Raw genomic sequence first — 21,207 nt, 5'->3', positions numbered from 1 at the left:
ACCGGAATTCGTAGATAATACTAGGACATAACCATGATAGCCAACCGCCTCAATCCCTGTCAAGAACAGGCACAACAGGAATTGACTAAGGATGCAAGAGTTACTTTTTCCCAAATTCCCTTCCATCATTCCCCTATATCGATTCCCACACCCCTGTGATTTGTCCTATAACACTTGCTACCGTATCTTCTACCTCCGGTGAATCCGGTGTGTGTAAAGGGATCCAACCACATCCGGTACCTTCTAAATCCAAACTAATTTCATCATTACCCATGAGGAAGCAATGATGAAAACCTGAGTTTCTTAATTGTTTTCCCACGTCTTTTACATAACGCAAAAAATTTTCTTCCTTAGCCGATCCATAACAAATAGCGGGCATCAACAATAATCGGCCCGTCAACTCTTCTTCTACCAAGCGTGCTAACTTTTCGGTACCTTTCGCTTCAGTGAGATCGGGGTTTTTATTGGTTATGCCAATACGGTAAACAGGGATGAGGAGAGTATCTACAAAGGGGGCCGTACGTTTCCATTCATCCCGCTCCAGTCTGGTTAATCGCATCAAGTATTCCTCGTTTCATCAAATGTGCGAATGCATATAAAAAACCCGGCCTCTACCGGGCATTATATCGGAACTCTCACTCATTTTCCACGATTCTGATCCATTGTTCGGTTAATTGTAAAAATTTCTTCTCATTCCCGCAGGCAAGTGCTTCATCAATCCTGCGGTATAAATCTTTTTCTTTAAAATCACGAACCGATTGGTCAAGCACCATCTCCGCAAACAAGCTGTACAAGGTGTCCTGAACGAGATCTTGTTTTTCCATGGGGTTTCCTTCTAACACTGCTGCATATTCAGGGCAACTGGATCGTTCATTAAAATAAAGGCTGATGTAGAGATCTTCCTTGGGACAAGAACGGATATCGTAGAACGCTGTCTCGACATCGGAGCTGACTCGCTTGTTCTTCGTAAATTTAAAAGGGGTCATTTGAATACACCGCGTAGAAATTAGCAGGGTCTTGGGAAGTTGCCGAAGACTCTCGACAAAATGGGTGCGCTCGAGGAGTTCGACATCGGAGCAGAGGTAGTTGAGTAGCCAAGCCGCCTCGCGTTTCTGCAGCTCGAAACGGTTTAAAAACCACTGAATAAATTCCTTTTTTTCAGAGACTGTCACGCAATCACCCATCATAACTTATCCCCCCCATCTGGTTCCATGGGAATATTGTGAACTTTGTTCTTAATATACGCAGGAAGCCTCTCAGATTTTCGGATAAATTTCGATAGAGGCTTATATTTTTTATTCCATGCCCGGCACTTTATTTCCTCCCTGAACACGCAAATTCCGCCCACCAGCAGGCTCTGACCACTTCTTCGCCAGGGACTTCTCTGCGAATCCAGCAACACCTGAAACCCATTCGGCACCCATGACATTCATGGTGATCAATCGATTTTTATTCACCGATTCACCTATACGAATCATCCCTAGGTGAAGCATCATTTTAAGTACACGATTAAAAAGATTTTCTTCCGACTCATAGTAATACGGGCTTATCCACTCTTTTATTCCCTGGTAGAGTTCCTCTGCACCCTGCCATGTACCCCGGCAAAGAAGTTCAATCCACTTCACCACCAGCGCCAGATGGGGCAGAGGCGTCTTATATAGACGTAGCCAAAATCGATAGAGCTCCTTCCCTTCTTCTTTGAAGGAGTCTGTCATTTTCTTAGCCCCTAATTCGGTTAAATATAAGCACCCTCTAATCTCGTCCTCGGCGATATACCCGCGAAAAAACGCATAATCGTACAACAGGGCAAATCTATCCGGGTATAGATGAAAGCTACGACCAAAACCAAAGCGCCATTCCTTTCGATTTACTGGCTCTTCTTGAATATGTAGGGATTGAAAAAGTTGGCGTTGCTGTTGACGATAAATTCCTCCATCTGCACTTAATCGCACCTCATGACGACACAAAAAGGTGCAAAATCGCTGAAGGTCTTCGCTGATGAGATCCTCCTCATTTCGATAAGCAGCGGGGGCTTCTTTCCTTTCATATTTTTCTGCGAAGAGAGATAAAAATCGCTTCCGCAAATCGCTTGGCATCTGTAGCAGATCCTTTTCTGGCTGTGAGATTCCGGGAAAGAGCCACCCCTTATGTATAGCAGAAATGACTAGTCGCCTTGGTTCTCCCTTTTCATCGCCTAAAGCGATTCGCCCTTTGCTGAGTAATTCTTCCCGATTAAACCAGGCACGGTTATCCAGGCAGACTTGTTGCAGGAACCGATTCTCTACAGCAGTTAAGGCTCCCAGCTCTTCTGAGAGTCTACTTTTTCCTGCTAGATGATGAAGGAGAGAGGTGATCAGATCTTTTTTTGAATGCACATCTTGTCCACAACCGTAATGACTCGCCATACGCTGTAACAGCTCAATATCTGCATAGGTTAGGCGATCTGCAAAATTCATCCTAGTCCCTCCCCTGGATTCCTATTTCTATCTTGTATCCAAGGGAATTAAATCATACCTAGTTATGAAACGAATTGCACAAAAAAAGCCCTATTTTGGGAGTAGAGCTTCTCTCTATCGCTTTTTCTTCAATGTTTTATATCTCCCCTCTAAGTCTACCTCACCTAAAGTATCCTCTAACACTCGTAAGTTACGACCGCAAAGGAACAAGATGAGGGCGATCCATTCTGATAAGAGCATCAAATTCAAGGATAAGGAGGGTTCAAACAGTCGAATACCATCACCGATCAATCGGCTCCAGGCCTCCCCTCCTCCCTGTATCAGCGTAAATAATTGGGTGGTCGGGAGATTTAACCATCCTACAATCAATAGAGGTAGGTGGATAAGAGCAAATACCTGTATGGCCTCAATAACGCTCAGCCGATATAGTTGCCGTGAAGTCGATCCCAATCCGAGATAGATGATACAGGTAATTACCCCTACGATAATCATCATCCACTCGCCCATCCGAGCAGCCATATCCCCTGTCGGGAAGAAGCGCCAAATGAAGTATGGGAATACCCACTCCTTCAATACGATCACTGTCGTTAATACAAATCCGATTTCAATAGCTAGGCCACGCCGGCTTCCTTTCATTCTCTCTCCCTCCCCCTTTAGTACGAGTATGAGAGGTTGGCCAAAAAAAGAACCGCCTGTTAGTTCTAAGGCGGCTAGCACTCAAATGTGCATCCATGGATAGGAGTGGAGAGAAACCATACTATGCCCATAGTATAAGCTAATTGGTTCTCATTAGTCAACTATCTATTCTAAACATTTTATATAAACATGAATATTCAGTTTAATACAAAAAGGAGAACCTAAGTTCCCTCTTCGGTTAATCAAACTACTCATTTTTCACTTAACTCAGCCATCAACTCTGCAAACCCTGGGAAAGAGACATTGATCGCCGTAGCATTCTCTACAGTTGCACCGCCTTTAGCAACCATACCCGCAATCGCGGTAGCCATTCCTATCCGGTGATCGCCACGGCTATCACAAATACCACTATGCAGGGGTGTGCCCCCTTCAATGATCAGTCCATCAGGGGTCTCTTCAATGTTTGCCCCTAGTTTAGACAACTCTGTCGCAGTTACCGCGATACGATTGGTTTCTTTCACCTTCAGTTCCGCAGCATCACGAATGATCGTCTTCCCTTTTGCCTGGGTTGCCGCCACAGCGATAATTGGAATCTCATCGATCAGTCTGGGGATCAGTTCTCCACTGATTTCTGTCCCCTGTAGGTCCGATGCTGACACGGTAATATCTCCTACCGGTTCACCACTCCACTCACCCGTCTCCTTAACCTCCACCATAGCTCCCATTGCATGAAGCACATCGAGAATACCAGTACGTGCTGGATTGAGCCCTACATCTTGGATAGTGATATGACTTCCGGGAACAAGCAGTGCCGCAACAAGGGGAAATGCTGCCGAGGAGATATCCCCTGGTACCCGAACATCCTTACCGATCAATTGTTGCCCTCCATGTAGAGAGACACCTCCGGAGAATGAATTTACCTCGACACCAAAGGCGCGTAGCATCCTCTCCGTATGATCCCGTGAAAGGTGAGGCTCTTCTACAATCGTCTCTCCAGTAGCTTGAAGGCCGGCTAATAAGATGCACGACTTGATCTGTGCGCTAGCAACAGGACTCTGATAATGAATGCCTTTCAATCCTCCACCACGGACACCTAGTGGCGTAAATCGTCCACCCTGGCGTCCATCCACCTTCGCACCCATTTCTCGAAGCGGATCCAGTACGCGATCCATTGGCCGCCTTGCAATGGACTCATCTCCAGCTACCGCCGAATAAAAGGGACGACCTGCTAAAATACCAAGCATCAGTCGAATGGTTGTCCCTGAATTGCCCACATCAAGCAGCTCCTCAGGTTCCTTTAGACCTTCCCAACCGACGCCTTCAATAGTTAACGATGTGGGAGAGTGCTGTTCAATAGAAACACCCATGCTTTTAAAACAGGCAATGGTAGCTTGGCAGTCTGCACCAGGCAGAAAACCCTCCACACGAGTGGTTCCATTAGCAATTGATCCAAACATCACAGATCGATGAGAAATGGATTTATCTCCAGGTACCTTTATGGTTCCTCGTAGGGGATTACTGGGCTTCATTGTTAGTTGCTTCATGGTTGTCAGCTCACCCTTCTTCTTGTTCATCCAGATCAAACACGTAATATTGTTTTGCTCGCAAAAGCTCTCGTGCCCGTATCAGCTTTTCTTCATCTACAAACACCAGTCGGAGGACACCTGCACAGTCCTCTCGATTCTCCATCACACCGATGTTTTGGATATTAACCTCATTATCCGCCAAAAGTTTTGAGACCGCCGCGATAGCTCCGGGATAGTCTGGTACATCTACATAACACTCATATAAAGGATGTAGCATTCCTTTAAAACGCCTCTCAGGTAACCCTTCTCGACTAATCTTCGCACGGGTAAAGAAGGACTGGATTTCTTCCGCATTTGCCTCTGCAATTGCTTCTCGAACCCCTTCCATTTCAGCAATCCAGTCATCCATCAAATGAAGGATCGCTTTACGATTGGAGAGAAGGATATCCCGCCACATGATGGGGTGAGCCGCTGCGATACGAGTTAAATCGCGAAAACCTCCTGCAGCCAAGCGATGAAACCATTCATTCTTGTCGTTATAGCGACTCACTTGATTGACTAGGCCTGATGCAATGATATGGGGCAGATGGCTAATAGCCCCTACCACTTGATCATGATATTCTGGGGCCATCGTGACCAGTTTCCCTCTTGTCGCAACCGATAGCAAATCTGAGAGCCGTTCTACATCGGATGTAGGAGTATCCGGCAGTGGCGTTAGCACATAATATGCATTTTCAAACAAGAGCGGATTAGTTGCTTGTACACCCGATCGATGGGAACCTGCCATCGGATGACCACCGATAAAGATAGCGGATAATTCCTTGAGCTGGTTGGCGTGGGCCACAATCTCCTCTTTTGTACTGCCTACATCCGAGAGAATGCATCCTTTTTTCAGGGGGATGTGTGACAATTGATCCAATAGCCCCTTAGCAGCTTGGACAGGCACTGCTAAGAAGACGAAATCTGCCTCAGCAACCGCTTGAGTTAGATCCGTATGACCTCGGTCGATAATTCCCGCAGAGGTAGCTAAAGCAAGGCTCTCCTTGGAGGAATCAAAACCTTCTACGATTAGATTGGTTCTCTCTTTAAGACACCGAGCCAGAGAGCCACCGATTAAACCAATTCCCAAAATCGCCGCTTTTTTCATTCGGACTTTGCCACGTCCAATTCATTAAGAAATTGTATATTTTGTTCCTGGCTCCCCACCGTCACCCGGATGTAGGTTGGATAGCCCAGAGATACACCTGAGCGGACAATAATCCCCTTCGTAAGTAGATGATGGAACATTTCATCTGCATTCCGACCTGTATCCATAAGAACAAAGTTACCCTGGGAAGGGAAGTAATGAAGACCCAATTTCGTTAGATGGCTTTCAAATAGCTCAATTCCCTCTCTGTTCGCTTTCCGGCATTGGTTGACAAAATCTTGATCCGCGAGTCCAGCTAGAGCCGCCCGTTGTGCCAAACGATTCACATTAAAGGGTTCGCGCACACGATTAATATCTTGAATCAATGATGCATCCATCACACCGTAACCAATTCGAAAAGCTGCAAGGCCATAAATCTTTGAAAAGGTTCGTAGCACGATGACCCTTGGATTTGCTAACACCTCTTTGATGCCATCTGGATATTCTGGATCGGTGACATATTCTTCATAAGCTTCATCCAAAACCACCAGGACATGAGGGGGTACCTTTTTCATAAAGGTAGCCAATTGCTCAGCAGTGATGATCGTACCAGTGGGGTTATTGGGGTTGCAGATCCAGACGATCCGTGTCCGTTCATTGATCGCCTCAGCCATCCCATCGAGATCGTGCACACCATCTTTCAAAGGAATCTCTACCGCTTTCGCTCCCTCAATCAAAGCTTGTGTTTTATAGCGCGGGAAGGTAATATCCGCCATCACCGTTTCAGTACCAGGCTCTAAAAAGGCACGCCCAATCATCTGAATAATTTCATCGGAACCATTCCCAAAAATTAATCGTTCAGGCTCTACTTTTAAATGGGTCGCTAGTTGCTGACGTAATAAGGGAGCTCCACCCTCTGGGTACAACGAAAAGAAATCGCGCTCGGTACTTAACGACTCCCATACAGTCGGTGAACAACCGAAGGGATTTTCGTTAGAGGCCAGTTTGATCACTTCATCGAGTCCGAATTCTCGTTTTACTTCCTCTAAGGGCTTGCCCGGTTGATATACCGGAATATCCTGCAATGCAGCTTTAACTTTCATCTCTAGGGCCCCTCTCCACACATTTTCCCTTTAGTTTACAACAGATTCATCCATAAAAACCACTCTGAAAAAAAAGCCGTAACCAGAGGCGGCTACGGACGACTGATCAATCAACCTGAATAATCCGTTATGACTCACTCTTATATTACTTAATGTTTCCTCGCAAAGCAGCTCCCTCTTCCTCAGCAAGCTCGCGAAAAAAGTGACGAATTTCCTCTAAAGCTAGCCCACGAGAACGATCGTCTGTTAGCTGGGTAGCATGCTCGCCAATCCGGCGTACCAGAGCACTCCCCACTACGGCGGCGTCCACATGGTTTAAAAAACGATCCACGTGTTCACGTTCAGAAATACCAAATCCGACGGCCGTTGGGACTTGGGATGCTTCTTTTACTGTATCAAGAAACTCTTCCACCTTATTCGAGAAAGAAGCGCGCGTACCTGTCGTTCCTAAGGAGGAGACACAGTAAACAAATCCTTGCGCTTCCTTAACAATCCGATGCACACGCTCCTTCGATGTAGGTGCAACCAGAGGGATCAGACAAAGACCTTCCTTCTTTGCTAAATCACTTAGTTCCCCACTTTCCTCATAAGGAAGATCAGGGACGATCATTCCGTCGATTCCACAGGCCTTCGCCTCCAATACTAATCTCCTGAAACCGAAACGAAGCAAGGGATTGACATAGGAGAAAAGAATCAGCGGTGCCTTCACTCCTACTTTCCGTGACTCTCGCGCTAGCTCGAGTACTCCCGTCAGCGTCATCCCATTTTGCAAAGCACGGCCAGAGGCTTCTTGAATAACTGGGCCATCTGCCAACGGGTCTGAATAGGGAACGCCCAATTCTATCGCGCAAGCTCCTTCTTCATCTAACATACGAATAATCTCTAGGCTTGCCTTTCGATCTGGATCGCCTGCAGTAAGATAAGGAATCAGCTTGCGTCCCGGTTGCTGGAAAGCTGCTTCAATGCGATTCATTCCCATTCCCCTCCAATCCTGCGCGAATCGTCTCCACGTCTTTATCTCCTCTACCTGATAAACAGATAACGATGATCCCTTCTGAGCTCCTTGTTCCAGCCAATTTCACTGCTTCTGCAATCGCATGTGCCGATTCTAGTGCTGGGAGTATGCCTTCTGTTTGCGCCAACAATTTGACCGCTTCTAACGCCTCGGCATCGGTGGCTGTCGTATATCGTACTTGGTTCGTATCATGAAGAAAGGAGTGCTCAGGTCCTATTCCTGGGTAGTCCAACCCAGCAGAGATGGAATGAGCGGGTAGGATCTGCCCATGTTCATCCTGAAGAAGATAGGTAAAGGATCCATGGATCACACCGGGTGTTCCCTTCGTTAGCGTAGCAGCATGGCGAAATGTCTCCAGTCCTTCTCCAGCCGCCTCCACCCCATGGAGCTTTACAGCGTCATCCTTAAGAAAAGCAGTAAACATCCCGATGGAGTTACTTCCACCACCAATACAAGCGACTACATCATCAGGAAGACGCCCCTCTTTTTTCAGCAGTTGCGCCCGTGTCTCATCCCCGATCACCCGCTGGAAGTCACGCACAATTTCCGGGTAGGGGTGAGGCCCAACGACAGAACCGATCAAATAAAAGGTATCCTCCACATGAGTCACCCAGTGACGGATCGCTTCATTGGTCGCATCTTTTAATGTTCGCGTTCCAGAGGTGACTGGGATCACCTTCGCTCCAAGTAGCTCCATCCGAAACACATTCAGTTTTTGCCTGCGCACATCCTCTTCGCCCATGAAAACAATACATTCCATCCCGAGCAAAGCCGCTACCGTTGCCGAAGCAACCCCGTGCTGACCCGCACCTGTCTCTGCAATCAATTTTTGTTTTCCCATACGTTTTGCCAATAGCCCTTGACCCAAGGTATTGTTGATCTTGTGGGCACCCGTATGGTTGAGATCTTCTCGCTTTAAATAGATCTTGGCACCACCTACCTGTCGAGTGAGGTTGGCGGCAAAGGTAAGAGGCGTTGGTCGACCTGAATACTCCACTAGAAGATCACGTAGCTCCTCTTGAAAATCATCATCGACCATCGCTTCCCTAAACCCCTGTTCCAGCTCATCCAAAGCATTCATCAAGGTTTCTGGAACAAAGCGTCCCCCAAAGTCACCAAACTGCTTGGCGGCACTCGACTTGTACGTCGTCTCCTCATTTTTATTCATCATGGTTTCTCACCCTCTCCACAAACTGAGCCATCTTCACAGGATCCTTATTTCCTTCAGTCTCAACCCCACTGGAAGTATCTACCCCTGCAATCGAATATCGGCTAACTAACTCTGCTACATTTTCAGGGTGAAGACCACCTGCCACCCAAATGGGCACCCCTGCTTTTTGCCATGGTTCGGCAAAGGGGGGGATTCTTTCCCAAGCAAAAGATTGTCCTGTCCCTCCCTTTACCTTACCTGCCCCTGAATCCAATAGCACCGCATCAACAACGGGAGCATATGCCTTCGCATCCAGACTTGCTTCGCTCTTATCTTCTCCTACATGGATCACCTTGATAATCGGAACGCCTATCTCCGTTTGAATTTGCCGACATAACTCTGGGGATTCATTGCCATGCAGCTGTATCCGGTTGAAAGGGACTTTATCTAACCATCCTTTAACCTCATCGATAGTGGGATTCGCCATCACTCCGACGGAAGCAATCCTTCTAGGTAGCCGTTGCACTAAATCCAAGGCGACTTTTGGCGTTACTGTTCGTTTCCGATTAGGCACGAGGATCAAGCCAATGGCATCAATATCTAACTCCCCACACGCCTCTACATCCTCCGGACGACGCATGCCGCACAATTTAATCGCCGTTCGCTTCTTCAACGGACTTCCCCCGTTAGCAATCCCTTAACAGCCGCTTCAGGGGAGGACTGCCTCATCAGATATTCTCCGACCAAGACCCCATCAACTCCCGCACTAGCTAAGCGCTGATAATCCGCTTGTGAATGGATCCCACTTTCGCCAATTACAGGGGTCGTGCCAGGGACTAAGGGTCGAATCCGTTCAGTTACAGCCAAATCCGTAGCAAATGTTGATAGATTCCGGTTATTGATACCGAGAACATCCGGTTTTGCCGACAGTGCGCGAGGAAGCTCTTCTTCCCCATGCACTTCCAGCAGCACCTCCATCCCCAGAGAGTGAGCTTCCTCTGTTAATGCGCCCAGCTCCTCCTCGGTCAGAATCGCAGCGATGAGCAAGATAGCATCGGCGCCAAGAAGCCTACTCTCTAATACCTGAAGTGGATCAATGATAAAGTCCTTGCGAAGCACAGGGATGGACACCTCAGGTTTCACTTTTTGTAGGTTCTTTCCATCCGCCTTGAAAAAGGAACGATCAGTGAGAACGGATATTGCGTCAGCTCCCCCCTTTTCATAGGCCTTTGCAGTAGCAATGGGGTTTACATCTCCGCGGATCACCCCTTTGGAAGGGGAGGCTGGCTTCACCTCAGCAATCAATGCAGGCCCATAAGTGTGTCTCCTCATTGCATTAGCTAAGGAGAGACAGGCAGGGAGATCCTTTACCCGCTTCTTCTCAGAAAGAGAGAGCCGTTGACGCAATTCTGCTAGTTCCTCTCTTTTGACATCGACGATTTTATCAAGAAACATGGTGGATCTCCTCCCGTTGTTGTAAAGTGGGCATTTTCATCTGCTCTAGTTTAGCTAGAGCCATCCCTGAGTCAATCGCCTCTGCCGCGAGCCGTATCCCTTCCTGGATAGTAGCTGTGTGCCCTGCGATGGTAATCACAGCACCTGCATTAGCCAGGATCACATCGCGCTTCGGTCCCTGTTCTCCTAGGAAAACCTGGTGGATAATCTGGGCATTTTGCTGTGCGTCGCCACCGGAAAGCTGAGCCAGTGTCGTTGTATTTAATTCCATTTCCTCAGGAGTGATGGAATAGGTTTTCACCTGCCCATCTTTCAATTCACTTATTTGGGTTTCACCCGTTACGGAAATTTCATCAATCCCATCCAAACCAGCAACTACCATCGCTCTTTCGATACCTAGCAATTGGAGTACCTTCGCAACAGGTTCTGTCAGGGAAGAATCGTACACACCTACTAACTGCCTTGTCACCCTTGCTGGGTTCGCCAAGGGACCCAAAAGATTAAAACACGTGCGAAAGCCAAGCTCTCTCCGAATAGGCATGACATTTTTCATCGCCTGGTGGAAAAGAGGCGCAAACAAAAAGCATATTCCCTGTTCCTTAAGAGCACGGGTAGCCGTGTTTTCATCCTGCTGAATATCGACGCCAAGCGCCTCTAGAACATCTGCACTCCCGCTCTTACTCGAAACCGCCCGGTTTCCATGCTTTGCAACCTTTACCCCAGTGGCGGCAGCAACGATAGCGGCAGCGGTGGAGATATTAAAGGTACGCCCCCCATCTCCACCCGTCCCACAAATGTCTACGGCAGCGGGATCCATCGAAGGGAGACGTAGAGCCTTTTCTCTCATCACCTTGGCGAGGCCAGCCAATTCATTCACCGTCTCCCCCTTCATTCGCAGCGTTGTTAGCACGGCTCCAGCTTGAGCAGGGGAAATTTCTCCATCCATCATTGCCCGCATCAACTGGCTGGATTCATCCTGAGTTAAGTTATTTCCATCCACCAAGGTGGCTAAATATTGTTGGATCATTTCTTATCTCCCCTCTCCGCCCATCGTCTGAAACAGGCTTTCTGCAACTTGTAGAGCCCGGATCATCCCACGCGCTTTATTTTGCGACTCCTCATACTCCTTCTCCGGGATCGAATCCGCAACAACGCCGCCTCCCGCCTGAATATAAGCGGCTCTATTCTTAAAGTGAAGCGTCCGGATCGTAATACAACTATCGAGGTTGCCTGAGAAGCCAAAATATCCGATGGCCCCCGCGTAAATTCCTCGCGGCCCTGGTTCGAGCTGACTAATCAACTCCATCGCCTTCACCTTTGGTGCACCTGAGACAGTCCCTGCTGGGAAACAAGCCTTAAAAGCATCGAGTGGAGAGACTTTTTCTGCTAATTGCCCTGTTACATGGGAAACCATGTGCATTACATGAGAGTATCGTTCGATGTTCATCTCTTCTGTTACCTGTACAGAACCATAGCGGGAAACACGCCCCAGGTCATTCCGTCCGAGATCAACTAACATCACATGTTCCGCTCGCTCCTTCTCGTCTGCGAGAAGTTCTTCTGCGAGTGCCTGGTCGATACGCTCATCCGCTCCTCGAGGACGTGTACCTGCAATGGGTCGCGTTTCGATCATGCCATCCGTCACCCTCACAAGCATCTCTGGCGATGTGCCAACGATCTCCTCCCCATCAAAAGAAAGGTGATACATATAAGGGGATGGATTAAGCGTGCGCAATACGCGATATACATCGATAGATGGTGGCGCATCCTTCCAGGTCCAGCGTTGGGAGGGCACGAGTTGAAAGGTGTCCCCACGCCGAATATGTTCCTGGGCTCTCTCTACTACTGCACAGTACTCTTCCTTGGTCATATTGGATTGTACTCGTGAGAAGTCCACATCCGTCTGCTCGACAGCGATTGGTGGAAGTGTCGAAGAGGCAGGCTCCACTCTACGTAATTCTTCTACCCATTCATCGATTGCCACTTGGGTATCCACATAAGCTTTGGTGATCATTTCATCACTCGCATCCCTGGGCACATGAAGATTCACGACCAAAGTCAGGTCTTGTTTTAAATGATCGACGATAAGCATGCGATCACAAAACATCACATGAATATCGTCCGCCTCCGTCGAATCATGGCCTATCGGTCGCGGAACGGCTTCAAAGGTAGTAACTGCCTCAAAGCCGATATAGCCGACAGCTCCACCTAGAAAGGGAGGCAGACCCTCTATCCGGGGGGAGTGGTACCGAGACAACAACTCCTGGAGTAGATCCATGGGATGCTCCGTTTCTACCTGGCGTTTGTTATCGCCTTCGGTCACAGTCGCCACACCATCACGGGCACGAACAGTAAGGAATGGATCTGTTCCGATAAACGACCAACGTCCTCGACGTTCACCACCTTCGGCACTCTCTAGCAAAAAAGAGTACTTTCGATCGCTCAAACGTTGATAAAGGCGGATCGGTGTTTCGGTATCTGCAAATATCTTTTTACAAATGGGTATGGTGGAATAGTCACGGGCAAGCACCCGCACATCCTCTAATTGGGGAACGAACACGACACTAACCTCCTCTGGGTTGAGTTCACCCGTAGGAGACGAAGAATCGGTTCACAGAAGAAAAAGGAAGGTTGTAAATGGGGAATATAAAAAACCAAGACACAGGTGCCTTGGTTTGGAAGTCCGTCCAACAATAACAGCTTCCTGGGCTCTCCTCTGCTCTACCTAACTCGTCTCAACTCATTTTTTATGATGCTCTCAGCTGTAATTGTACCCCTAGCTACCTAAGGGTTTCATAAAAGGGAGCTCTCTCCCCAGAAACACTTGGTTTATCGTAACCAAGTACTCATTCACTCATCTAAGCTTTTAAAATCTCAATAATTATTATTTCTACTCTAACGAAAATAGAGTGAAATGTCAATGCTCAAGCGCAGAAAGCATCGGCCGGAATTTCCACCGTGTCTCTTCATATTCCTTTTCTGGGTCTGATTCTTCTACAATGCCATTCCCTGCAAACAAGGACGCTTGAGCGCCTCTCAAGAGACCCGAGCGAATCGCCACACAAAACTCCCCATCCCCTCTAGCATCTAGCCAGCCGATGGGAGCTGCATACCATCCACGATCTAAGATTTCCTGCTCGCGAATCCAGGAAAGGGACTCTGACCACGGCCAGCCTCCTAGTGCAGGTGTAGGATGCAATCGATGTACCATGGAAAGAAGACTCGTTCCTTCTCGCGCCCACCCTGTTACGGGTGTAAACAAGTGCTGGATATAGCGCAATTTATGAAGGGTCGGCTCGTCGGGAACCTCTACATTCTCACTCTCCTGACAAAAGGCTTCGCAAATCATCTGCACGACAAAATCATGCTCATCTTTGTTTTTTTGGTCGTGGAGTAACTCTTCCCCCAAAGCAAGATCCTCTTTTATATCGGCTCCCCGTACCGTAGAGCCAGCAACACAATTGGAAAGAAGGCGTCGCCCCTCACGTTTGACCAATCTCTCTGGGGATGCCCCAATAAAGCAACCATCCCCTCTTTCGATAGCAAATATGTAGCTATCCGGTTGATTCGCATGTAGGCTTGCTAAGGTTCCTTCAGGTGAGAAGGAGCTTTCCCCTGTTAAACGAAGCTCTCTGGCTAAAACGACTTTCTTTAATTTCTCCTTTTGAATTTCTCGAGTCGCTAAACCGATGCTTTGTTTCCATGAATCGGGAGCAACCTCTTTCGTAACAAAGGGCGTTCCCTTTGCAAAAGAGACTGTTTGAGCCGCTTCGTCTAATATGCTTTTCTCTTTATTTAATTGTTCTTTTAGCTGGGCAATATTTTCTTCAGGTGTCAAAACCACATTGGTAGTCAACCAACGGCCATGTTCATTGAGAGTTAACATCCACCGGGGCAAGATGAGAGAAGCATCGTGATAGCCTTTCCACAGATCCGTCTTTTTCTTTTCCGGATCAAAGGAAAATCCACCAATAATCACCGGGCCGGTTCCAGGGCCACCATTTTCTGAAATAAGAGCATTGGCAACCCATTCTTTCCACTTTCGCTCCACTGCGGAGAAACGATTCTCACCAACGGTATCCCTTTCATCAAAGATAAGGGTATGCCCCACACCTACAAGAACGATCTCCCTGGTAGAGTCTGACCAAAAGGAACGCTCGCCGTGAAGGAGGTTACCTGCCTTTGCAAAAAAAGAAAGCGGGTCCCATGCATCGATCCGCTGGGTATAGCTAACTAAGATAGGTTGTCCCATTTCTTTCGCTTGATGAGCTCCTTTAGTTAACTGTTCCCAATTTGCCTGTTGTTTTAGAATAGTCATACTTAGATACCCCGCTTCCATACTAAAGCGGGCCGAATCCCTTCGCCCCGCAAATGTACATAATTAACCAGATTTCCTCTAGTATACAGGAAAACTCTCTTAATTTCTACTCAAGGAAGGGCACTTTTGATCCTTCAGGAGGAAGAATCCACCCCATCCCTATCCTCTATATCCGGTCGCAGACTACGAGCCTCTCGTAAATAGACATGGTAAATTTCGTGTTGACCCTGATCGGTATTCGCATGTAACAACAAGCGAATACATCGTGGTAACCCACCTGGCACATCAATTTCCGTCGCGCACATTAACGGTACAGCTTCCCAACCTTTCATCATCCGTATCGCCCGGGCAGGAAACGTCGCTGTGAGATCCGATGTCGCCGTGATAAAAACACTGGCGATATCCCCTGGATAAACTTCGTTTTTTTCTACAATCTCTTCTAAAAGTTGGCGGGTGGCCTCCAAAATGACATCCTCTTCATTGGCCTCTACCGTTGTCGCTCCTCGAATTCCACGCACAATCATACGACTCCCCCTCTCAACTCTTGTAACACATCAAGCACTGCTTCTTCCTCAACATCGTGCTGGATTAACACCTTACCAATCCCCTTAGGTAAGACAAAAGTAAGGGAGCCGCCTCTCGCTTTCTTATCACGACGCATGGTCTCTAGCAACGATTCATCGGTCCATGGTCCAGTAAACGTCGTTGGCAATGAAAAGGCTTGTAGAAGCTCTTTTGTATATCCAAGGACGTTCCTTGCTGTTCCTAGTTTTTCACCCAATAAGGATTCCCCGACCATCCCAATCGCTATTGCTTCCCCATGGGTGTAGGTGTAATTAGAAAGCGCCTCTAGGGCATGACCGATCGTATGACCATAGTTTAAGATAGCACGAAGCCCCTGCTCACGCTCATCCTTTGCTACCACATCGGCTTTGACTTGGCATCCCTTTGCAATCGCTTCAGCAATATACTCTGGGTGAAGATCGTTTAAAGGAGCGTGATGATCAAGCAACCACCTTGCAAAGGATTCATCGTAGATGAGAGCATGTTTTATGACTTCAGCAAATCCAGATATCACTTCTCTACGTGGCAAAGAGGTAAGTGTATCTGTGTCAAAGACCACCAGCGAGGGTTGGTGAAAAGCACCTATCATATTTTTTCCTAGGGGATGATTGATCCCTACCTTCCCACCTACACTACTATCATGGGCAAGAAGCGTTGTTGGTAGTTGGATATAAGGAAGCCCGCGCATATAGGAAGCAGCCAGAAAACCAGCAAGGTCTCCTGTAACGCCACCACCCAATGCAAGGATCGCTCCCTTGCGATCCAACCCTGCCTGAATACACTCCCCTGTCAACTTTTCTAAGGTAGCCGCTGACTTAGAATGCTCACCTGCGGAAAACGTCACACTACTAACCGTGTATCCCGCCTCTTCTAGGAAGCGAACCACCCTTTCCTGGTAGAGGGGGGATACAATGGAATCGGAGACGACCATCAGTCGCCCCCTCCCCTTCCAGCCAAGGTCATCAATGAAGCTAGGAAGCTGGTTAAACAACCCACTCCCAATATGAATCGGATAACCACCTTGGGGCAATTCTACGTAGATCGTTCTCATCTTAGAATCCCTTCACTTCCTGGTGCCGACGTTCCACCTCACGCAACAAATCCTCTGCCTTATCCGACGTAAATGTCTCAAGAAGCGCCTTAGCTACCTCCCAAGCAACTACGCTTTCCGCTACAACACTGGCAGCTGGCACCGCACAGTTATCAGAACGCTCAATACTTGCTGCAAAGGGTTCTTTGGAGTCGATATCTACACTTTGGAGAGGTTTGTATAGAGTAGGGATCGGTTTCATCACCCCTCGAACCACGATAGGTTCTCCATTAGTCATGCCCCCTTCAAAGCCACCTAAACGATTTGTTTTCCGGTAATAGCCTTGCTCCTCTGACCAAAGGATCTCATCATGAACCGCAGATCCCTTTCGCTCCCCTGCTTCAAAGCCAATCCCTACCTCTGCTCCCTTAAAGGCATTGATACTTACTATGGCTTGGGTGATCCGTGCATCCAGCTTCCGATCATAATGCACATAGCTCCCTAAACCAACCGGGACATTTTCTACAATGACTTCCACAACACCGCCTAAGCTATCTCCCTCTGCCTTCGCTGCATCAATTTCGCGAATCATCGCTTGTTCTGCTTCGGGATCAAGGCAACGTACCAAAGAAGCTTCGGATTTCTCACGAATCTCATCCAGTGTCAAGCGAGAAAGATCCAATCGCTCCGTCCCTACTGAACCGATCCGCACTACATGACCAGCTACCTTAATTCCACAATACTCCAGCAGTTGCTTAGCTACTGCCCCTACCGCCACACGCGCTGCGGTTTCCCTTGCACTGGAGCGTTCAAGAACGTCCCTCATATCCCGGTGGCCGTACTTAATCGCTCCATTCAAATCGGCATGACCTGGACGAGGTCGGGAAACCCGACGCTTATCTGCCTCATCTTGTTCCGGCTTTGGACTCATAATTTCTGTCCATTTTGCCCAATCCTTATTTTCAATAGCTAGAGCAACAGGAGCCCCTGTCGTCATACCAAAACGAATCCCCGAGAGGATCTGTACTTCATCGGATTCGATTTGCATCCGACGACCACGGCCATGCCCCTTTTGTCGACGTAACAGTTCTTCATCTACTTTTTCCTTTGAAAAAGGCACCCGGCTGGGTAAGCCTTCGATAATCATGGTTAGTTGGGGTCCATGGGATTCCCCTGCTGTTAAGTAACGCATCCTCGTATCGTCCTCCGTCTTTTCCCTTACTCGGGCTGATCTTTTCCGCATATCATACCATATGACCCATGCTGGAGGAAGAAATCCTTTTGTTTTTCTCTCCTTTCTGATTTGAAAAGATGGGATTTTTATTGATGGGTGGATTTCAGTTTGTATAACAAACTAGTTTATAATATAATATGAACACTTCTTTTTTATTTTTTACGCTTCTTTAGTTTAGTTTTATTATTGCATGCTTAACTAGCACGAAAAGGTTCAAATATATCCAATATAAAAACCCCGTAGCGAGGGGTTTTAACCTTTCTTTATGCTAAATAACATTTTCCAGTATCACTTCAATCTAATAGATCTGATATCTTTAGGCTTAACCCAAAGCTAACTCCAAGCATGTTTGCGTTGTCTTCACTAACTGCTCATCACCTTGCTCATATCCATACCGCAAGAGTGCCGCTGAGGCAAATATCGCTTTAAATTGAGCGATCTTCTTTGACTCCTCCTCCACCTCCCCATAATGAGCAAAGAAACATTCTCGCTCCTCTATCGGTAAAAAGCTATAGACGATAGATAGATCAAGAGCAGGATGTCCGATATGTATATCTCCCCAATCGATCACACCTGAGAGATACTCATCTTCGTCTACAAGGATATTACGGATATGTAGATCTCCATGAACTAACGCTAGATGATGATTCACTTGGATCGGTTGTAAGGAGAAAACATATTTGGTCAATGGAGCGGGGTCGCGTAAGAGGTCATTGTTCTTAAATTTTTCAAGATACTGCTGTAGAGTTGGTGCGTACTTGTTGATATCCATCCGAGCCATCATGTCATTGGGAACCCCTTTTTCACGCGCCCTTTCAATTGGGAAGGAATGCAACTTGCGTAAAAACTCAGCAAGTCGGAGGGTAGATTCCCTCCTCCCCTTTTTTAAAACGGGCCCTGGTGTTTGACCAGACACTAGAGAATAACCAATGAAGGGCCACGGGTAATCCCTTGTTGGTTGACCGTAAAATAATGGGCACGGCATTGCAATAGGAAGTAGATCCACCAGCTCAGGCAAAATCCTTCCCTCTGCTTCTAACAGTGGCACCGCTATCTTTCGTCGTGGAAAACGAAAAACATACTGATGATTTACTAAGTAAACCGTGTTATCATACCCCTCTCCAAGTCTCGATAACGTAAGTGGAGATAGGTGCGGAAACTGATCGATTATTAGCTCCCTCGCCTCTTTTTCATGCACTTCTCTTTCTGCTTTCCAAGGTTGCGTCATCCTTCAACCTCCTAGTTCCCTTAACACAAAAAAACCCCCACATAAGCAGGGATTTAGAACGCTGATCGAATTAATAGATCCACTCATCCACTTTTTTAGTATAGGAGCTCTGCTCTTCTTCTTTGAACCAGAGGGAAATTTCACGTTCTGCACTAGTAGCAGAATCTGAACCATGGATAATATTTTTACCCACAGTCACACCAAAGTCACCCCGAATGGTACCAGAAGCTGCTTCAGCAGGTTTGGTAGTACCCATCATTTGACGCGCAGTCTTAATGATGTTTTCACCTTCCCAAACCATTGCAAACACAGGGGATGAGGTGATGAAATCGACCAGCTCACCGAAAAAAGGACGCTCTTTGTGCTCTGCATAGTGCTCCTCTGCTAGGCTACGAGGAACAGTAAGCAACTTACCGCCCACCATTTTATATCCTTTTTTCTCAAAACGAGCCACAATCTCACCAATCAATCCGCGCTGTACGCCGTCTGGTTTTACCATGACAAATGTCTTTTCCACGAATCAAGCCTCCAAATTCCTATGTATGATCATATTGAAATCGTTTACGGAAAACCCATTTAAGATATTAACAAATTCCACGCATAAGTGCAAAATATTCCGCTTCCAGCTCCTTAAAAAGAGCGACCTCCTACAAATTCAGCAATCAGACGTAGGGAAGATCGCGCCTCTCCTTTAGGAAGTCCTTCTAAAATAGCAAGGGCTTTGTTTAAATAGCGTTCTGCCAAAGTCTGCGACCAGGCAATACCCTCGGATTGACGGACACGGGTAAGGATCTCATCCAAAGGACCCCTTTCATCCCCATCTTTTAAATAACGGATGATCTCTTCTCGATCCTCATTCGAACCGTTTTTGAGCATATAAATAACGGGCAAGGTCACATTCCCTTGGCGAAGATCGCTTCCAGCAGGCTTACCCAGTTCCTTTTCATCTCCTACGAGATCAAGAACATCATCTGTAATTTGAAAAGCCATCCCCACAAAATAACCATAAAGACGCAAACGGCGTACCGTTTCAGTATCCGCACCACTAACTAGGCCCCCTAGTTGACAACTTATTGCCATAAGAAGAGCTGTCTTCCGCTTGATGCGATGAAGATATGTCAACACGGTTTGTTGATGATTATTAAAATCTTTAATCTGTTCAATCTCACCTAGGCACATTTGCATGATTCCCTTTGATAGAACCTGATGGACCTTTGGATTTTCTATCGTTGCGGCAATGGTAAGCGCCCGCGCAAAAATATAATCTCCCGTATACATCGCCACACGGTTATCCCACTTGGCCTTAACCGTTTCTTGTCCTCGTCTGGTGGCAGCATCATCGATCACATCATCGTGAACAAGCGTTGCCATATGAATAAGTTCTAGGGGCACTGCAGCATATTTTAGGCGCTGTATATCATACTCGCCAAACTTTCCTGCAAGCAAGACAAAAACAGGCCGCATCCGTTTGCCCCCAGCTTCTAAGAGATGAACGGATGAGTGCTTTAGAGGATCATACTCCGATTGAACGGACTCCCCTAATTCCCGTTCAACCAGTCGAAGATCTTTGCGCAGATTTTTATAGATATCAGAAAGCTTCATACACTTCACCCTGGTTTATACAATTGAGCTACCGCTTATTCTTTAACAATGCCGATATGAAGAGCGGCAATTCCACCTGTAAACGGACGTACTTTTACTTCTTTGAAACAATGATCCTGTTCCATGATCTTAGCCAACTCTCGATAATCTGGGAATTGGAGTAAGGATTCGGGAAGCCATCGATATTGCTCATAACGATCCGCAAAAAACTTACCCAACCATGGTAGAATGCGTTGAAAATACAAGTAATAGACAAATCGAAAAGGAGGCCATATAGGCTTCGATAACTCTAACGAAACAACTTGTCCCCCAGGCTTCACCACTCGGGCCATTTCTTTGAGCACATGACGATAATCTGGGACATTACGCAAGGCAAATCCAATGGTCGCATGGTCAAAGTGGTTATCCGGAAAGGGAAGCTCCATGGCATTCCCATGAATCAGACTGACTTGACTCTCAAGTTCCACCTCTGTTACTTTTTTCTCCCCCACACTCAACATGTTTTGGGAGAAATCAAGCCCTACTATCTGACCTGTCTGCGAAGCTTTTGCAAGAGAGATCGTCCAGTCACAGGTTCCACAACAGACATCCAATGCCGTTTCCCCAGGTTGTACTTTCATCTCCCTCATCGCTACATTACGCCATGCTTTATGGCGACGAAAGCTCAACAAGGTATTCATGCGATCATAATCCTTGGCGATACTTTCAAAAACGCCGTGCACAAACTGTTCCTTCGATTCTTTCTTTCTTTTTTGCTCTATCAC

21 protein-coding genes are annotated in these 21,207 nt (G+C 47.1%); all 21 read right to left on the bottom strand.

Annotation, left to right across the window (positions count from 1 at the left end):
• Window positions 1-133: 133 nt before the first annotated feature.
• Window positions 134-559: a DUF2487 family protein gene (locus BLV90_RS05830; RefSeq protein ID WP_091737670.1), complete on the bottom strand. Its 426-nt coding sequence runs from the start codon at window positions 557-559 to the stop codon at window positions 134-136.
• 76 nt (window positions 560-635) lie between these two features.
• Window positions 636-1,187, bottom strand: coding sequence for a ReoY family proteolytic degradation factor (locus tag BLV90_RS05825; protein ID WP_245726259.1), 552 nt, complete (start codon window positions 1,185-1,187; stop codon window positions 636-638).
• 108 nt (window positions 1,188-1,295) lie between these two features.
• A complete protein-coding gene (locus BLV90_RS05820; protein ID WP_091737667.1) occupies window positions 1,296-2,456 on the bottom strand; it encodes a hypothetical protein in 1,161 nt (386 codons plus the stop codon).
• Between the two features lie 114 nt (window positions 2,457-2,570).
• Window positions 2,571-3,092 (bottom strand): hypothetical protein, encoded by a 522-nt coding sequence (locus BLV90_RS05815; protein ID WP_091737664.1) that lies wholly within the window; start codon window positions 3,090-3,092, stop codon window positions 2,571-2,573.
• Window positions 3,093-3,343: 251 nt separating this feature from the next.
• Complete coding sequence (gene aroA, locus BLV90_RS05810; protein WP_091737661.1) at window positions 3,344-4,636, bottom strand: 3-phosphoshikimate 1-carboxyvinyltransferase; 1,293 nt, start codon at window positions 4,634-4,636, stop codon at window positions 3,344-3,346.
• 10 nt (window positions 4,637-4,646) lie between these two features.
• Entirely contained in the window at window positions 4,647-5,765 is a 1,119-nt protein-coding gene (locus tag BLV90_RS05805) for a prephenate dehydrogenase (protein ID WP_091737658.1), read from the bottom strand.
• Complete coding sequence (gene hisC / locus BLV90_RS05800; protein ID WP_091737655.1) at window positions 5,762-6,847, bottom strand: histidinol-phosphate transaminase; 1,086 nt, start codon at window positions 6,845-6,847, stop codon at window positions 5,762-5,764. The genes BLV90_RS05805 and hisC overlap by 4 nt, the downstream gene beginning before the upstream one ends.
• 145 nt (window positions 6,848-6,992) lie before the next feature.
• Window positions 6,993-7,820 carry a tryptophan synthase subunit alpha gene (gene trpA, locus BLV90_RS05795; protein WP_091737652.1) on the bottom strand — a complete coding sequence of 276 codons (828 nt, stop codon included), beginning with the start codon at window positions 7,818-7,820 and terminating at the stop codon, window positions 6,993-6,995.
• A complete protein-coding gene (gene trpB, locus BLV90_RS05790; protein ID WP_091737790.1) occupies window positions 7,807-9,030 on the bottom strand; it encodes a tryptophan synthase subunit beta in 1,224 nt (407 codons plus the stop codon). The genes trpA and trpB overlap by 14 nt, the downstream gene beginning before the upstream one ends.
• Entirely contained in the window at window positions 9,023-9,685 is a 663-nt protein-coding gene (locus BLV90_RS05785) for a phosphoribosylanthranilate isomerase (RefSeq protein ID WP_091737649.1), read from the bottom strand. Before BLV90_RS05785 ends, trpB begins: the two co-directional genes overlap by 8 nt.
• Window positions 9,682-10,467 (bottom strand): indole-3-glycerol phosphate synthase TrpC, encoded by a 786-nt coding sequence (gene trpC / locus BLV90_RS05780; RefSeq protein WP_091737646.1) that lies wholly within the window; start codon window positions 10,465-10,467, stop codon window positions 9,682-9,684. Before trpC ends, BLV90_RS05785 begins: the two co-directional genes overlap by 4 nt.
• Window positions 10,457-11,494, bottom strand: a complete 1,038-nt coding sequence (gene trpD / locus BLV90_RS05775; RefSeq protein ID WP_091737643.1) for an anthranilate phosphoribosyltransferase — start codon at window positions 11,492-11,494, stop codon at window positions 10,457-10,459. Before trpD ends, trpC begins: the two co-directional genes overlap by 11 nt.
• A 3-nt stretch (window positions 11,495-11,497) precedes the next feature.
• Window positions 11,498-13,027: an anthranilate synthase component I gene (trpE, locus tag BLV90_RS05770; protein ID WP_091737641.1), complete on the bottom strand. Its 1,530-nt coding sequence runs from the start codon at window positions 13,025-13,027 to the stop codon at window positions 11,498-11,500.
• Window positions 13,028-13,384: 357 nt separating this feature from the next.
• On the bottom strand, window positions 13,385-14,785 hold the full coding sequence (locus tag BLV90_RS05765; protein ID WP_177167917.1) for an isochorismate synthase: 1,401 nt from the start codon (window positions 14,783-14,785) through the stop codon (window positions 13,385-13,387).
• A 134-nt stretch (window positions 14,786-14,919) separates the two neighbouring features.
• Entirely contained in the window at window positions 14,920-15,309 is a 390-nt protein-coding gene (aroH, locus tag BLV90_RS05760) for a chorismate mutase (RefSeq protein WP_091737635.1), read from the bottom strand.
• On the bottom strand, window positions 15,306-16,400 hold the full coding sequence (gene aroB, locus BLV90_RS05755; protein ID WP_091737632.1) for a 3-dehydroquinate synthase: 1,095 nt from the start codon (window positions 16,398-16,400) through the stop codon (window positions 15,306-15,308). The genes aroH and aroB overlap by 4 nt, the downstream gene beginning before the upstream one ends.
• Window position 16,401: 1 nt before the next feature.
• Window positions 16,402-17,571 carry a chorismate synthase gene (gene aroC, locus BLV90_RS05750; RefSeq protein WP_091737629.1) on the bottom strand — a complete coding sequence of 390 codons (1,170 nt, stop codon included), beginning with the start codon at window positions 17,569-17,571 and terminating at the stop codon, window positions 16,402-16,404.
• A gap of 364 nt (window positions 17,572-17,935) precedes the next feature.
• Window positions 17,936-18,841, bottom strand: a complete 906-nt coding sequence (locus BLV90_RS05745; protein ID WP_091737626.1) for a phosphotransferase — start codon at window positions 18,839-18,841, stop codon at window positions 17,936-17,938.
• A 70-nt stretch (window positions 18,842-18,911) separates the two neighbouring features.
• Complete coding sequence (gene ndk, locus BLV90_RS05740) at window positions 18,912-19,358, bottom strand: nucleoside-diphosphate kinase (RefSeq protein ID WP_091737623.1); 447 nt, start codon at window positions 19,356-19,358, stop codon at window positions 18,912-18,914.
• Between the two features lie 113 nt (window positions 19,359-19,471).
• Window positions 19,472-20,443 (bottom strand): polyprenyl synthetase family protein, encoded by a 972-nt coding sequence (locus tag BLV90_RS05735; protein WP_091737620.1) that lies wholly within the window; start codon window positions 20,441-20,443, stop codon window positions 19,472-19,474.
• A 35-nt stretch (window positions 20,444-20,478) separates the two neighbouring features.
• Window positions 20,479-21,207 (bottom strand): demethylmenaquinone methyltransferase, encoded by a 729-nt coding sequence (locus BLV90_RS05730; RefSeq protein ID WP_281242002.1) that lies wholly within the window; start codon window positions 21,205-21,207, stop codon window positions 20,479-20,481.

Source organism: Marininema mesophilum (assembly GCF_900106775.1).
GTDB lineage: Bacteria > Bacillota > Bacilli > Thermoactinomycetales > DSM-45169 > Marininema > Marininema mesophilum.
Note: the sequence above shows the minus strand (reverse complement) of the source record. Positions and strands in the feature narration are given on the sequence as shown.